At 50.1% G+C, this 16,069-nt stretch carries 9 protein-coding genes; 4 read left to right on the top strand and 5 right to left on the bottom strand.

What is annotated here, in order from left to right; genetic code table 11:
* Positions 1-67 precede the first annotated feature (67 nt).
* Positions 68-1,882 carry a translational GTPase TypA gene (gene typA, locus IM638_13205; GenBank protein MCA6363991.1) on the top strand — a complete coding sequence of 605 codons (1,815 nt, stop codon included), beginning with the start codon at positions 68-70 and terminating at the stop codon, positions 1,880-1,882.
* A gap of 73 nt (positions 1,883-1,955) precedes the next feature.
* Here the strand turns inward: typA and IM638_13200 are convergent, their stop codons facing one another.
* The 3 genes from IM638_13200 to IM638_13190 all read right to left on the bottom strand — a co-directional run bounded on the left by IM638_13200 (position 1,956) and on the right by IM638_13190 (position 4,455).
* Entirely contained in the window at positions 1,956-2,492 is a 537-nt protein-coding gene (locus IM638_13200) for a hypothetical protein (GenBank protein MCA6363990.1), read from the bottom strand.
* A 195-nt stretch (positions 2,493-2,687) separates the two neighbouring features.
* Positions 2,688-2,942, bottom strand: a complete 255-nt coding sequence (locus IM638_13195; protein MCA6363989.1) for a hypothetical protein — start codon at positions 2,940-2,942, stop codon at positions 2,688-2,690.
* Positions 2,943-3,237: 295 nt separating this feature from the next.
* Entirely contained in the window at positions 3,238-4,455 is a 1,218-nt protein-coding gene (locus IM638_13190) for a methyltransferase domain-containing protein (protein MCA6363988.1), read from the bottom strand.
* 74 nt (positions 4,456-4,529) lie between these two features.
* Here IM638_13190 and IM638_13185 point away from each other — a divergent pair, with 74 nt between their 5' ends.
* From IM638_13185 to IM638_13175, 3 genes are read left to right on the top strand one after another with little or no spacing between them, the layout of a single operon-like run.
* Positions 4,530-5,912, top strand: coding sequence for a sodium:solute symporter family protein (locus IM638_13185; protein ID MCA6363987.1), 1,383 nt, complete (start codon positions 4,530-4,532; stop codon positions 5,910-5,912).
* Positions 5,913-5,953: 41 nt separating this feature from the next.
* Positions 5,954-6,631, top strand: a complete 678-nt coding sequence (locus IM638_13180; protein MCA6363986.1) for a hypothetical protein — start codon at positions 5,954-5,956, stop codon at positions 6,629-6,631.
* A 20-nt stretch (positions 6,632-6,651) separates the two neighbouring features.
* Positions 6,652-8,511 carry a hypothetical protein gene (locus tag IM638_13175; GenBank protein MCA6363985.1) on the top strand — a complete coding sequence of 620 codons (1,860 nt, stop codon included), beginning with the start codon at positions 6,652-6,654 and terminating at the stop codon, positions 8,509-8,511.
* 66 nt (positions 8,512-8,577) lie between these two features.
* Here the strand turns inward: IM638_13175 and IM638_13170 are convergent, their stop codons facing one another.
* Together IM638_13170 and IM638_13165 are read right to left on the bottom strand one after the other, a co-directional pair.
* Entirely contained in the window at positions 8,578-14,844 is a 6,267-nt protein-coding gene (locus IM638_13170; GenBank protein ID MCA6363984.1) for a hypothetical protein, read from the bottom strand.
* An 85-nt stretch (positions 14,845-14,929) separates the two neighbouring features.
* Positions 14,930-15,985, bottom strand: a complete 1,056-nt coding sequence (locus IM638_13165) for an FAD-binding oxidoreductase (protein ID MCA6363983.1) — start codon at positions 15,983-15,985, stop codon at positions 14,930-14,932.
* Positions 15,986-16,069 lie beyond the last annotated feature (84 nt).

Here is a 16,069-nt window from a genome sequence, read left to right as displayed (position 1 = left end):
CTTAACAGCCAATTAACGCTGCCTGCCCAAAAAGCCGTACCTTTGCACCTCTTTTTGAAAACAGATCATGCAGCAAATCCGCAACATCGCCATCATCGCTCACGTTGACCATGGCAAAACCACGCTGGTTGACAAAATGCTTCTTCAGGGAAAACTCTTCCGTGAGAATCAGGACTCAGGCGAACTTATTCTTGACAACAACGACCTCGAACGCGAGCGCGGAATTACCATTCTCGCCAAAAACGTATCGGTGGTTTACAAAGGTGTGAAGATCAACATCATTGACACCCCTGGCCACGCCGACTTTGGCGGTGAAGTAGAGCGCGTGCTCAACATGGCCGACGGCGTGCTGCTTCTGGTAGATGCGTTTGAAGGTGCAATGCCGCAAACCCGTTTCGTGCTTCAGAAAGCCCTGCAAATGGGCAAAAAAGCAATTCTGGTAATCAATAAAGTTGACAAGCCCAACTGCCGCCCGGATGAAGTGCACGATCAGGTTTTCGATCTGTTCTTTAACCTCAACGCTACCGAAGAACAGCTTGAGTTCCGCACCATTTATGGTTCTTCAAAGCACGGCTGGATGGGACACGACTGGAAAACACCGGGCGAAGACATCAGTCCGCTGCTCGATACCATTCTCGATTATTTCCCCAATGCACCGCAGCACGAAGGAACACTGCAGCTGCAAATCACTTCGCTCGACTTCTCTACGTTTATCGGACGTATTGCAGTAGGCCGTGTATTCCGTGGCGAAGTGCGCGAGAATACGCCGGTTACGCTCGTTAAACGCGACGGAACGCTGGTAAAAACACGCATTAAGGAAGTGTTTGTGTTTGACGGTCTCGGCAAAAAGAAAACCGATATTGTAAAAGCAGGCGATATTGTAGCTGTTACCGGTATTGATGGTTTTGAAATTGGCGATACGATTGCTGATTTCGAAAATCCCGAAGGACTTCCCGCAATTTCCATCGACGAGCCTACCATGAGCATGTTGTTTACCATCAACAACTCACCGTTCTTCGGTAAAGAAGGCAAGTTTGTGACTTCGCGCCACCTTCGCGACCGTTTGTACAAGGAACTTGAAAAGAACCTTGCCATGCGCATTCAGGAAACTGATTCGCCCGATTCTTACCTTGTGTTCGGCCGTGGCATTCTGCACCTGTCTATCCTTATCGAAACCATGCGCCGCGAAGGTTATGAATTGCAGGTGGGCCAGCCGCAGGTGATCATCCGCGAAATTGACGGTGTAAAACATGAGCCTGTAGAAACACTTACGGTTGACGTACCCGAAGAAACATCGGGCAAAGTAATTGAGCTCGTGAGCCAGCGCAAAGGCGAAATGCTGGTAATGGAACCCAAGGGCGATCTTATTCACATGGAATTCGAAATCCCTTCACGCGGGCTGATGGGTTTGCGCAACAACGTACTCACCGCAACCGCCGGCGAAGCCATAATGGCACACCGCTTCAAAGCATTTGAGCCGTGGAAAGGCCCCATTCCCGGACGCATTGCCGGTGTACTGATTGCGAAAGATAAAGGCGCGGCTGTGGCTTATTCAATCGACAAGCTGCAGGATCGTGGTGCGTTCTTTGTATCGCCCGGCGAAGAAATTTACGGCGGGCAGGTAATTGGCGAGCATATTCGTCCGGATGATCTGGTGGTGAATCTGGTAACCGAGAAAAAACTCACCAACATGCGCGCCTCAGGCAGCGATGATAAAGTGAGCATTGCGCCCGCCATCAAGCACTCGCTTGAAGAAGCAATGGAATACATCCAGGGCGACGAGTACGTGGAAATCACGCCGCAATCCATCCGCATCCGTAAGATTTACCTCGACCCCAACGAACGTGATCGTATGAAGAAGAAAATGGCCGCCGAAAGCTGATCGGCTGGTTGAATAAAAACGAAACGGGAGCAGATGTTCAATCTGCTCCCGTTTTTCAATTAAGTATGTCGGACTAAGCTTTCGGTGCGGCAGCAGGTTTTGCACGCAGCGTTTTGGCAGCATCCTGCATGCGGGTAATTTCGGCTGCTTCAAACTGGTTCTCGGCGTTCTGAATGTTGTCGCGGATAATGTAGCTGTCGTTGCCTATTTTTTTGATGAGGTAAAAATGACGCGAAGGCTTCAGGTCGAAGAATTTTGTTTCCCACACCAGCAGCGAATCGCTGTCGGTAAGAAAACTAACAGTAGCTCCATCCATTGCAGCCTGTGCAAGTGCTTTCTGCTGCTTCATATCAAGATCTTCGGGTGCCGCAGTGTTTAGCACAAGATCAAACTTGCTGCCTATTTTTATTTCAATACCGCCTGCATTTTCCATTACCTCAGCCACGCCAAAGGTCGAATCAGGAATATTCAGTTTAAGCGGAAAGCCCTGCGGCGTAAGATCCAAAGCCGTTTGTCCGGCAGGTACTACATCTTCGGTTGTTGTTTTGGTATCGCCAGAGCAGCTTTGCAAAAAAGCAACGGCAACCACAGCAAAAAGCAGTTTTTTCATGTCGCGTTAGTTGATTTCGGTTCTTCAAAGATAAGATTTCGCTTATATAATGTAGCGCAGGGAGAAAAGTGCAGGCTTCTTTACCGCTGTGCATCATTCAGGGAAAGGTGCTTGTTATGAATGCGGCATGTTGAATTGAATGCAAACAAAAAGTCCTGCCGGATGGGCAGGACCTTTGTTGCAGTAATTCTTGAATTACTTTGCAGGAGCCGGAGCAGCTTTCTTAGGAGCAGCTTTCTTAGCAGCTTTCTTAGGAGCAGCTTTCTTAGCAGCTTTTTTCGGAGCAGCTTTCTTAGCAGCAGCTTTCTTAGTTGCTTTTTTAGGAGCAGCTTTCTTAGCAGCTTTTTTAGCAGCTTTTTTCGGAGCAGCTTTCTTGGCAGCTTTCTTAGCGGCCGGCTTCTTAGCAGCAGCTTTCTTCGGAGCTGCTTTCTTGGTTGCTTTCTTTGCCATGGTTTTTTTTGGTTTTGAAGAATTGTTTCGACGAAGTAAAAAAAAATAGCCGCTTGAAAAAAATACGTAGCGTCTATTTTTTCAACACAATTCTGTTAATAAGGCTGTTACGATGCTCCCGCAATGCGAAGAAAATGAGTGAAATAGCAATTTTTTGTATTTTATATTTGAATTGTTATAAAAAATAAATGTTTGCGAATTATTGATTTTTGTATATATCACACAATTTGCTTGAAATTTAGTTATAATCTTTTTCTTACAATTCGGTTTCAGACAATCAAACAGTTTTCAGTCGTCATTCCCCCGAAAAAAATAACCGGGCCATGTAAAAACCATCGCTGTTTTCCTGAACCGGGTCTGTCCGGTATTCATCTTCGAGTATCCAGCCGGTGTTTTTTGCAAGAAATGTGCGCACCTGTTCTTCTCCTTCCGAAGGCCATATACTGCATGTGGCGTAAATGAGTTTACCACCCGCTTTGAGTAGTTTGCTTCCGTTTTCGAGCAGTTGCTGTTGCGTATGCTGCAATCGTGAAAGGTCGTCGTGGTGCAGGTTCCAGCGTATATCAGGATTTCGTCGCAACACACCGGTACCTGAGCAGGGCACATCAAGCAGCACACGATCAAACGCTGGTTCCTGACGTTTGATGGGTTGGCCGGCGGCAATTTGTTTTATTTCTACTGTATCGGCACCGGCTCGCGCCACACGTTTGCGCAGCGTTTCGAGTTTTGCTGCCGACACGTCAAACGCCATTAATTTTCCTTTGTTGCCAAGCAATGCGGCCAGATGAAGTGTTTTACCTCCGTTGCCTGCACACACATCGGCCACACGCATGCCGGGTTCAGCTTGTGCAAACACGGCTACACGCTGCGAGGAGAGATCCTGCACTTCAAACCAGCCCATTTCATAGGCTTTCGTTCCAAATACATTTTGATAACGGGCTAAACGCAATGCGCCGGGCAAATCGTTTTCTGAAGTGGTTTCAATTCCTTCATCAGCCAGCTGCTTCTGCAGTTTGCCGGGTGTGGTGCGAAGTGTGTTGGTGCGCAAATACACCGTGGCATTGCGGTTGAGTGCTTTGAGCATGTCTTCCCAACGTGTTTCGCCAAGCTCTTTTACTCCCTGTTCATCCATCCAGTCGGCCACCGACTCGCGGAGTTTGCGCACACGGAGGTATTTCTTCAGCCGGTCAAGCAGTGCGGCATCATCGCTCTCGGCAGGTTTGTCGGCATAAATACGTTTCCACAAACTGGCGGCTTTAAGCAGTTGCAGCACTTGTGCATTACTGCGATAATCAGAAAACTGCACGGCGGTTGAAAGTGGCCGCCAGAAACGTACAAGCAACGTGAACATGGCCGCCACATCGGCACGGCGGGCTTCCTGTTTGATACGGTGTCGTTTAAACAACTCGCCGATTACACGATCGGCAGGCATACCTTTTTCGAGAAAGAGTTCAAGTGCCTCGGCCATCAGCACATTCATTGCAGGCCCGTTGTACGTTTGCTTTTGTTGCATGCGCAAAGGTATTCCTTTCGCTGTGCCGTTTACTGATTTATGTTGTTTGCGCCGAAAAAAGCATCTTTGCTTTCGTGGTTGCACTTTTCATCACCGGCTATCTTTTGCTCAATGTGCTCATTGGCATTTATGCCGCACGCCGTGTAAAAACCGATCAGGATTTTATTCTGGCCGGGCGCCGCTTGTCGTTGCCGTTGGCAGCAGCTACTGTGTTTGCCACCTGGTTCGGATCAGAAACTGTGCTTGGCGCATCATCGCGTTTTGCCGAAGAAGGCGGAAGCGGACTGGTGGAAGATCCGCTCGGTGCGGCACTTTGTCTGGTGCTGGTAGGCTTTTTCTTTGCGCGGCCGCTCTACCGGATGAATCTGAACACCTTTGGCGATTTTTACCGCATACGTTTCGGAAAAACGGCCGAACTCATTGCGGGCGCCGTGCTGGTGATTTCTTATGTAGGCTGGGTATCGGCGCAAATGGTGGCTATGGGATTGGTGTTGCACACCGTAGTGCCCGAAATTTCGGTAACCGCCGGCATACTGCTTTCTACTGCTGTGGTGGTAGGTTATACCATGAGCGGCGGCATGTGGAGTGTATCGCTGACGGATTTTGTGCAAACCATTTTTATTGTGGCCGGATTAATTGCGGCTACCCTGGTGGTGGTCAGTCAGGCCGGCGGCATGGAAGCCGTGCTGCACGCGGCGCCGGAAAACAGTTTCAATCTGCTGCCCGATAAAAGCTTTACCGGCGTGCTTGAGTTTGTGGCGGCATGGATAAGTATTGGTCTCGGTTCCATTCCGCAGCAAGACGTTTTTCAACGTGTGATGGCCTCAAAAAGTGAGAAGGTGGCTGTACAATCATCTTTTCTTGCAGCGGGCATGTATCTCACCATTGCGTTTTTACCAATTGTAATGGTGCTTGCCGCCAAACTTCTCATTACCGCACCAGCCGATGTGCAGCTTACACTACCCACACTTATTATGCAGCAAACAGGCCCCGTGTTACAGATTTTTTTCTTTGGCGCATTGCTTTCAGCAGTAATGAGTACCGCCAGCGGAGCGTTGCTGGCACCGGCTGTAATTCTCAGCGAAAATATTCTGCAGCCGCTTTTCCCGCAGCATTCAGACCGTATCCGGCTTTTGCGCACACGGCTTTGTGTAGCGGCACTTGCGCTGGTGGCTGTGGGCATGGCCATTTTCCGCCGCGATATTGCCGAACTCGTAAGCGAAGCATCGGCCATAAGCCTTGTAGGTTTGTTTGTGCCGCTTTGCTCCGGACTTTTCCTGCGCAGTACAAACAGCACTGCCGCTATTACATCCATGCTGGCCGGCATGGGCGTGTGGTTTGTATTTACGCTTTTCCCGAACATCTGTCCGGCAATGATCTGGGGCATTGCCGCCAGTGCTTCCGGATGGCTGGCGGTTGTTTTCATTCAGCGTATGAAAAGTATGAGTCAGCAGTAATGCTTACATTTGCTCCTCAACACACTTGACCGTTTCCCCGAATGCTGCATTATTCCACCGAAATTGCCTCCGGCGGTTTTGTGATACGTGATCCGGTAACAGCGGTCACCAACATCATGATGTTTATTGCCGGGCTCATTGCGTGGCGCAGACTTATCAGAGACGATATTAGCCTGCGTGCTGCGCGCATCTGGCGCTGGTTTTTTGCCGGTATCAGTATTGCCTCGCTCATTGGTGTGGTGGTTCACGGTTTTTCATACTACACACCGGAAAACGTACACCTCTCCATCTGGCTTACCATGGGTCTGGTGCAATCGGCCGGTGTGTCGGGCGCACAGCTGGCAACCGTTGAACAATACTGGCCGGGCAAACTTCGCCTGCTTCAGGGTTTCATTATTGCACAATTGGTGATTACCACTATTGTACTCATCAGCTTTCAATCCTATACAATTGTTAAGTATCACCTCGCACTGGGTATTTTACCGGTTATGGCATGGCATATCTATCAGTTCACGAGAAACAAAAAAAGCGGAATCTGGATTGCCGGTGGTGTACTGGTATCGGTTATTACGGGGGCCGTTCACGGATTTAAAATTTCGCTTTCGCTGTGGTTTAATTACAACGATATTGCACACATACTTGTAATAATAAGTGTATGGATGATGGCAAAAGGTGTGCTTTTGCTGAATGAAGAAAGCAAGTTGTCTGCACAGGGCTGATTTTTTTGTATTTATGTAAAATGCTGATTCGCCCGCTTGTCAATCGTTTTTCATTCCGGGCCGTTTGCCTGCTTGGCTTGCTGTTTATCGGTTTTCAGGCCAATGTAATCCGTTCGTTCCCTACATACATTACAGGTTCAAATGCATTAAGCTGGGATATTTACGGCTATTATATGTATTTGCCCGCTACGCTTATTTATAATGATGCGGGCATTGAAAACCGGCAGTGGAAAGATTCGCTTGATAAAAAGTATCAGGCCGACAGGCCCGCCTATCAGTTTTACCCTACGGAAAAAAACAGGCTTGTGAATGTGTATCCTGCAGGCCAATCCATTGCCATGCTTCCGTTTTTTATGCTCGGCCACGCGGCGGCAACACTGAGCGGGGCACCTGCCGACGGATTTTCACCGCCTTATCAGTATGCGGCTATTTTATCGGGATTGTTTTACAGCATACTGGGGTTGTTTTTGCTGCGCAGCATCCTGCTTCGCTGGTTCAGCGACAGGATGACGGCTTTGTTGCTTTTGCTCATTTCCATTGGCACCAATCAGTTTTACTACGCCAGTTTCGACACCACAATACCGCACAACTATTTGTTTGCGGGCAATGCGTTGCTGCTGCTGCTAACTATAAAATGGCATGAGCGCCCTTCGGTAAAACTGGCGTTGTGTACAGGTATTACACTTGGCTGGCTCACCATTACCCGCCCGTCGGAACTTGTGCTTGCACTTATTCCGTTGTTTTGGGGAATTGGAAGTATAAATGATGTTAAAGAAAAAGCGAAACTACTCTGGCAACGCAAGGCTGATGTGGTGGCTATGGGCATCGGAGTTGTAGCAATCGGTTTTATTCAGCTGGCCTACTGGAAATATACGAGCGGCAAATGGACAACCTATCATCACACCGAAGGGTTTGATTTTCTGCATCCGTTCACGCTCAAATTTCTGTTCAGCTTCAAAAAGGGCTGGTTTGTTTATACACCGCTTATGGCCATTGCCACACTCGGTTTTCTGGCATTATGGAAGCTGAACCGTAAATTATTTTTGCCCTTATTCAGCTTTTTTCTCATCAACCTTTGGGTGGTGAGCAGTTGGGAGTGCTGGTGGTATGCCAATTCGTGGAGCCAGCGGCCCATGATACAGTCAACCGGAATAATGGCCATTCCGCTTGGGTTCTTATTGCTTGCCGTTTCAAAATCCCGCCTCCTGAAAAGCGTGTTGTATGGCTGTGCAGGTTTTACATTTTTGCTGTGCGTGTTTCAAGCCTGGCAGTACAGAGCCGGCATAATAAGCAGCGACCGTATGACAAAAGAGTATTACTTCGCTGTATTTGGTCGTACCCACATTCCGCCGGGGGCTGAGGATTTGCTCGAAATTGACCGCTGGAATGCCCCGCCGCTTGATGAGGTCATGCACAAGTATAAACGCACAACGCTGATGAACGAAGATTTTGAACAGCTTAGTAAAAGTAATCTGAGCTACTTGTGTGATACGCTTTCTTCGGGCGCAGGTAAAAAAAGTATGGAGCTGAATAATGAAAACATTTATTCGCCTTATCTGATCAGGGCATTGACAGACATTACAGATAAAGATCACGTGCGCGTGCGCATAAGTGCGGATGTATTGAGTCTGGAAAAGTCTGCGGCGCCCAATCTTGTACTGGTTGGCCAAATGCGCGGCCGGCAGGATTACGGATATTCAGGTGTTGGCTTTGATTCTGCTTCCGTAAAGTATGGCAAGTGGACCCGAATACAAGGCGATTATATTACACCGGTTATTCTGCATGCTTCCGATACACTTACTGCCGGAATCTTGAACGCAGGTGGTACAAAAGTGTTGGTTGATAATCTGAAAGTGGATGTGTTTATCCCTGCAAAATAAACGCGGGAATAAAGCAAGAGCCGCTGTTTCAATTGCCTTGAAACAGCGGCTCCTTCATTTTAAGCGTTAGCGTTGCACACTCACCCGTATGCCTGCACTGTGTGCGGCAAACTCGGGGGCATACATGCACTGCGCAGACGTGATGCCGTTTGAGAAATCGCCGGCGTGAGCCACTACAAGCGGATATTCAAACACGTGTACACCTTTGGGCAGCCAGCTTATGAAGAAGTTGGTAGCCGCATCGCGCGTGCTTTCGTAGTAGCCGAAACCATCCTGATACTTGTACTGCGAAAGCACGTTTACCGGCTCAAAGCCCGAGGCGCGCATGTCTTTCAGGTGTACATATTCCATATCGCGGTCGTTGCGGAGTTCGATGCGCACGCGGATTTTATCGCCGGGTTTGAGTACGGTGCTTTCGGTAATGGCATCAAGCACCGGGCCCGACGGTGTGTTGCGCACACGGTACAATTGCTTTTTCAGTTGCAACGGCGTTTGTGCTGGCGTAATCTTGTCGAGCTGCTCAAAATACTGCCAGTACACAGCTCCCCACGAAACGCCCGGGCCGGCTTTGCTTACTTTGATATTGCCCATTTCGGGCTTGATTTCTGTGCCGCTCCAGCTTGTTTTGAAATAGCCGGTGCCGGCCTCCACAGGTGTATCCAGCTTTTTCGGATCCACCGGCATGTTGCCGATTACAATGCTCACGTCTGATTCGGTGGCGAGCAAATCGGTACCGCGCAGCAACAGGGCGTAACAGGCTTCAGACGTGGCTTTGGTGGTGCGCCAGTCGTTGGTTTGCTTGTTCTTGAGCAGCCACACACGCAGCGCATCAACCGATTTCTGGTCGTTGCTCACTTCGTCAAACGCTTCAATCATTACTGCATGCGCTTCAATGGGTGCCTGATACCAGTACCAGCCTGCGCCGGTATTGTCTTTCCAGTACATGCCCATTTCTTCGCTGGTGAGCGCGGTTTCCTTGAGCGATTTCATAATGGCAGCCGAAGTTTTCTTATCGTCGTAGCGATGCAGACACAAGGCCAGCATGCCCTGCATGTAGCGCGGCTGCTGGAGCCAGTATTTCTGCGCCTGACCAAAGAAGTAATCAAACGCCTCTTTGGTTTTGTTGTCCATCTCCACATCCTTAAAGTAGCTGCGGGCGTAGAGGTACTGCACCTGCAAATAGCCGAGGTGATTATTCTTGAGATAATCCTTGTCGTATTTGCGGATATCGCGCAGGTCTTCCGCAATGCGGGCATCGAGGTAGCGTATGCCGTCGGTGGTCATGTTCCAGGCAAAGCGTTCGTTGCGCACGGATTGTACTTTCAGGTGATCGAGATGACCCATGCCGGTAATGATGTGCTGGGTAATGTAGCGGTCGTCGGGCATACCTTCAAACCACGGCCAGCCACCGTTGCTTACCTGCATTTTGCTGAGCTGGCGCAATGCGCGCTGCTGCTCGGCGGCCATGCGGTTTACTTCAAACAGCATACCCACGCGGCGTTTGCGTTCCGATTCGTCTTTGGCCTGCAGCACCCACGGCGTTTCTTCAAGCACCAGCGCTTTTAACTCCTGATTCTTTTCAAGGTTACTCAGAAATGCATCAGGGCTTTGATTCTTCCACGCATCAAACACCGCGCGTATTTTGGGCGATGAGTTAGCCACATGCGTGGCAATGCTGTTGGCGTAGAAGCGGCTGAAGGTTTGCTCGGCGCACTCATAAGGATATTCAATAAGATAAGGCAGCGCCTGAATGCCGTACCAGGCCGGGTTTGACGTAAACTCAAGCGTGAGGCGGTGGCTGCGCAAGGTTGAAGAGCCTTTGCCCGAAGCAAGCAGTTTTTCGAAACGGAACTCTTTGCTTTGCCCGCCGTTTATGGGCAGGGGCAATGTTTCGGTGACCAGCATGCGGTTGGTAAGCACCGGCAGCGAGGCTTCTTCCCCGTCGCTGAAATTGCCGGCTGCCGCCACAATGCGGTATTGCACGGCGCCCAAGCCTTCGGGAATGCTGAGGTTCCAGCTGGCCGACGTGCTTTGGCCTTTCTTCACACTGAAATTCACCACTGCCGCATTGTTGCCCATCTGCACATCTACCGGTTTCATGCTCAGTGCATCAAACAACATGAGCTGTGCGGTGCCGCTGAGGTCTTTATCAGCAAGGTTGGCAATTTTTGTGGTAATGGTAATCTTGTCATTCTCGCGCAGGAAACGCGGTACGTTGGGCATTACCATCAGTTCTTTCTGCGTCACTACCTCGCGCGAGATTTGTGCGTAATGCAAATCCTGCGTGTGCGCAAACGCCATGAAACGCCAGCGTGTCAAGGCTTCGGGCGCGGTAAATTTGAGCACCACATTGCCTTCTGCATCGGTTTCAAGCTGCGGGAAGAAGAATGCGGTTTCGCCCAAATTGGTGCGCGCTTTTATCTGCTGCAACCCTGCGGTCGCTTCGCCCGATGCACCGCGATAGTCTTCTTTCTTGTCTTGCTTAAAATCACCATCATCAACACCGATCGAACTGTTTGCCGCAACCGCACTCTCACTCCGGGTAGCGGCCAGCTTGGGCTTGGGAGCACCGGGTTTTGCCGACAGGCTTTTTTGTGGCGGCAGACTTTCCTGCTCTTCCAATGAATTCCCATTTGAATCTTCTACCACAATATCGTACGAACCTGCTCCCAATCCTTCCCGGAAATACCCATACCCGTAATTATTCCCCATATAAAACCCGAACGTATTGAGCACATCATACTCACGGAAATAATATCCGGAGTTCAGATAAAAATTATTCCCCACCCAGCCTGTAGCGTTTTGAATAGTAGCTGCGTGGCTCGTATTCCAGTAATGTGTGCTGTATGAACTGCGCCAGATATTGAAGCCCCAGCCGTGGCCGCGAAACGCATCAAGCGATGCATCGTACATGGAGGCCACCATTTCGGCAAGCATCTTTTCGCCATTCAGGCCTTTCACGGTGAGCTTCCATTCTTCGGGTGCACCGGGTTTCATTTTATCGCGGAATGTGGCCAGCTGAATATCAAGCGCCTTGCTTTCCCAACCTACATAAATTGTCTGGTCGTGGTGATATACACGGCCGTTTACCATCATCAGTACATGCACGGCAAAGTTGCCGCGGTGTTTTTCTTCTACCGGAATTTCAATGCGACGCTGCTCGTTATTCATTTTGAGCCACTGCCGGCTTACCGTTTGGTTTTTGTGCTCAATTTCGTAAAGCACCTGCATATCTTTTGCAGTAGTGCCAAGCAGAAACGCCGCTTTGTCGCCAGGCTTGCAATCGGTTTTCAATGCTTCAAACCAGAACGGTTTTTCCGATTCGGGTGCATCTTTACCCGTTTCGCTGAAAAGTGTGAAGTAGCGGGTTTCCTTTACTTCTTCGCCATACTTGTCGGTAGTAACTGCTTCTATTTTATATGCACCGGGCTTCCACTTTTCTTTACCGGCCAGCTTCACCCGTTTCTCTTTATCCGAATTAATTGTTTTGGTAAAGAGTACTGCGCCCTGTTTCCAGTTACGGATCAGATGCTCGTCTTTATACGGATCGTTGGGGAACATGGCAAACCACTCGGCTTCGGTGTAAAGCTGTTTGTCGCAAGGTTGTTCCAAACGGCTGCGGTATTGGCGTTTTGGCGCTTCGAGTTGTGTAACGCTTACTTTCACATCGGCCTTTTCAGGCGTCCCCATGAGGTTAGCTACCGACACCGAAATGCCCGAAGTATCCTGCATGCTGTATTGTTCGCCCACCCCTATATTTACATTAAGCGCCTTGTAGCCCACATTTACATAGGCAGTAGTGCTTTGAGTTTCGCCGCTCTGGTCAGTTACATCAATATATATGGTGTAATTAAATGTCGGACTGCTTTTGCGTGCAATGGTGCGGTCGGGCAGTGCGGTAAATGGAATTACAAAACCACCTGTATCGTTCGTCATCACTTTGCCCGAAGCAATTTCGGCTTCGTTGCCACGGTTATAACCACGCCCCCAGCCATACCACGCATACCACCACCACGGGAAACTCACGTTGCGCACAATGCGGTACTGCACTTCGGCATTATCCACCACGGCACCCGAATAGGTTTTTGCCTTGCCGGTAATTTCCACTTTATCGTTGAGGCGGTAACTGCCTTTCACGGGCAGCGAGGTTACTTCAAACTTGGGGCGTTTGTATTCTTCCACTGAGAAATACTGCGCACCATAATCGGCCTGAATTCTGTATTGCCCGGTAACGCCCGACATGGGCAGCACAAACGAACCGCTTACCGAGCCAAATTTGTTGGTTACCAGCTGCAGGCTGCCGGCATTCTGATAATTGGCATCCATAAGCGAAACCGTGATATCACGGTTGGTAAGCAGGTTGCTGGTTTCACCGTCAGATTCGAGATAGATGGCTTTAAAGTAAACCGTTTGACCGGGACGATAAATGGAGCGATCCGTAAAGAACACCGTTTGCGGAGTCATGCGCTTAGGTGCACGATAGCTTTTATAGAGGTAAAAGTTTTCGGAAAGCGTGCGGTTTTTACCGCTAATTAATTCCACTACATGTGACGAACCGTTGTCGGAGCGGGGTGCAATAACCACAAACCCGGCATCTGTGCTTTTTAGGGTTTCTACTTTTTTATACACATACCGGCGGGAGATGTAGCTGTATTCCTGCTGCCAGATGTGCGCGGTAACACCCGCCATGGGCGCGCCGGTGCGGCGGTTAAGCACCAGCACTTCTTCGTAGCCGTTTTCGAGGCGACGGCTTACATTGCTGATTTCCGATACGTTCAGGTTTTTCTCGGCAATGAGGTTGGTGTCTATTTCAAACGACGATTTGATTGACGCGAGTAGGATATAATCGCCGGCGGGCAGTGCGGGTACTTTAATATCGGCACTGTGTGTGAGATAGTCGCCGTCGTTGGGCATTCCCATTTCCCAGATTGCCACCGGCTTACGTTTCACATAATCGGCAATACGGTCGCGCTCGTTATCAAACCGCTCGGGATTGTTTATATCCACTTTATCGGGCACCACGCGGAAGTAAAGTTTATCGGCATTGCGCCACTCCATACGGATGCGTGAAACCTGATCGGGCAGCACAGTCATTTCGCCGGTGAAGGTGAATGATTTGTGTTTGATCTGTTCTTCAAGTGCTGCGCAGTTTTTTGCGCCTTCCGAACCGGGGGCACGCTGAATGGCTTCGCGGCAAATTTCTACCGCTTTCTTCATGTAGCTGCGTTCGGGAGCGGCCGGATCTTCAGAAGCTTCGGCTTTCGACTGATAATGCTGCGCAAGCGCAAAAAGCACATCGGTTGAAACGGGCGATGAAGGATAAGACGCCGCCAGTTGTGAAAGCGCCGTGCGGTACGTTTCATCGCGCAAATCGCTTATGCTGTTGGCGTGTACAAAGTTGATGCGTTTCAGGTCGGCGTCCACATACGCATCCACATTGTTTTTATCAGCAAGGCGAAAACTAAGCAGCTGCTGATAATGGCGGAAAGCGTAATACTTCATGGCCAGCGAATCAGGGTTGGCCGGGGTGAGTTTCACAAACTCCCCGGCGCGGCCGAAGTAGGAGTCCTGATCGAGCAGAAAGCGTTCGGCCGGGCGGGTTACACCGGCTTCTTCGTTGCTGTAAAAGTCGATGGCGCGGTGCACGAGAAAATCATACAACGTAGGGCGCAGCGAGGCCGAAATTTTATCGCCTTGCTCAAGCACCGGCAAAAACACTTCGCGCGTGGTGCGCTGCAGGCTGTCGGCATTTTGCAGCGAGGCTTCGTATTCTTTTATGGTATGCTGCACTAAGGTTTTCAAATCCCAGGTAGCAATATCGTCATCCTTGTTGCCCGCAAGGGTTGAGCGTTGTGAAAATTCCCAGCGGTGTTGTTCGTAGTATTGCCAGTATAAATTAGCCAGCACGCTGTGCAGCACAGGCTTAACCGGAAACTTTGCCACGGCAATTTCGGCACGCAGGTCGTTGATGGCTTTCTGCTCGCTGTATTCTTCGAAGTTTTGCGAAAGCCTGAAACGATACATGAGCGCCTTTACCTGCTGCGCTGAATTGTCTTCCTTTTGGGCTTTATCGAAAATAGCATTGCTCAGTTCCAGCGCCGATTTGTAAAGCCCCTGTTCGGTAAGCGAATCAACCCGGGCCCAGTCGGATTCATAATTTTTGCCGGGCTTGAAATTCAGCATAGGTTCGGCATTAGCAGTGTTTGAAATGAAAAACCAGGCTGCCCCGGCTACCAATACAATAAAAGCCACCAGCCAGCGCACCACGCGGGCCGATCGCAAAGCAGGAGAAACAGGAATACCGGAATCCGGCACGTTCGATAATGTATCCATAGGTTTTACCGACTAATCGGAAGAATGATTTGAACAGATGATGCAATGTTAGGGCAATTTCCACAGCTAATTGCGTGAAAAAACATCAGCTGCGGGTAAAGCGATTCAGATTTACCTCGGCCGGTAAAGAAACATCCGTTTCGAGGTGTGTAATGAGCTGCTTTGCCAGCCACGGCGCCAGCATTACTGCTTTGCTGCCCATGCCGTTGAACACGGCCAGCTGCGGATGCTGCGGATGACGGCCCAGCAACGGGCGGCGGTCTTTTACAGCCGGACGCACACCGGCATACTGCGCCTGCACGGTAATCGGTGCGGTCACAAATTTGCTCAGCTTGCCCAGCAGTTCGGTGCGGGCTGTCTCGCTGGTGGTTTCGGTAGTTTGGCCGGCTTCGTAGGTGGCGCCGCACACAAATGTATCGCCGCCCAGCGGCAGCAGATAAGCGCCGCGGTTAAGCACGGCATCTGTTGCCAGGCCCGGAATGTGCAGGTGCAGCACTTCGCCTTTCATGGGCCGCAGCGGCAGGAAAGCAAACAACGTGGTTTGCGCCGCCAGGTGGCCCTGACAGTTTACACACACCCGCGCGGCAATTTGCCCGTTATACTCCACACCGCCGCCGTGCAGCACAAGCCGGCTTTCATCGAATACCGCTTCGGTAAGCGCATTTTTTTCACGCAGCAGTTGCCTTACCGCCTCAATAAAGGCAACGGTGTTTATACTTCCCGAACCGCTTACCTCACCAATGCCATGCGGTGCATGCAACATACCGGGCAGCTGATTTTCGAGAATTCCGGCGCGGGCAAAAAGTCCCGGGCGTTCGGCACAGGCTTTTTCCCAGAGTACACGCTCGCCTGCATCGGCCAGTATTTTCCATACCGGGCGGCGCTGGTGAAATGCCGCACCCAAAAGCTTTTCAGCCTGCGTGTAAAAAGCCGTGGCAAAAGGTGCCACCGTTTCGGCTTCCCACGTATTGACCATGCGCCGGAAATTGAACGGATTGTAAACACCCGCAGCCACACGCGAGCTCATCGAAAGCCCGGGCATATCAATTACATGCACGGTTTTGCCTGCTTCAAGCAGCGTAAGCGCAAGAATGCTGCCCGAAAGGCTTTGACCCACAATTAAGTAATCGGCTCTTTGCATACCCCGCAAAGGTAGAGGGCATTTACCGAAGTTGATACTGATACACATCATGACTGAATTTCTCACACATAAACCGGATAACTA

This window comes from Bacteroidota bacterium (assembly GCA_020402865.1).
GTDB lineage: Bacteria > Bacteroidota > Bacteroidia > Palsa-965 > Palsa-965.
This window is presented reverse-complemented; position numbering and strand designations above follow the sequence as displayed.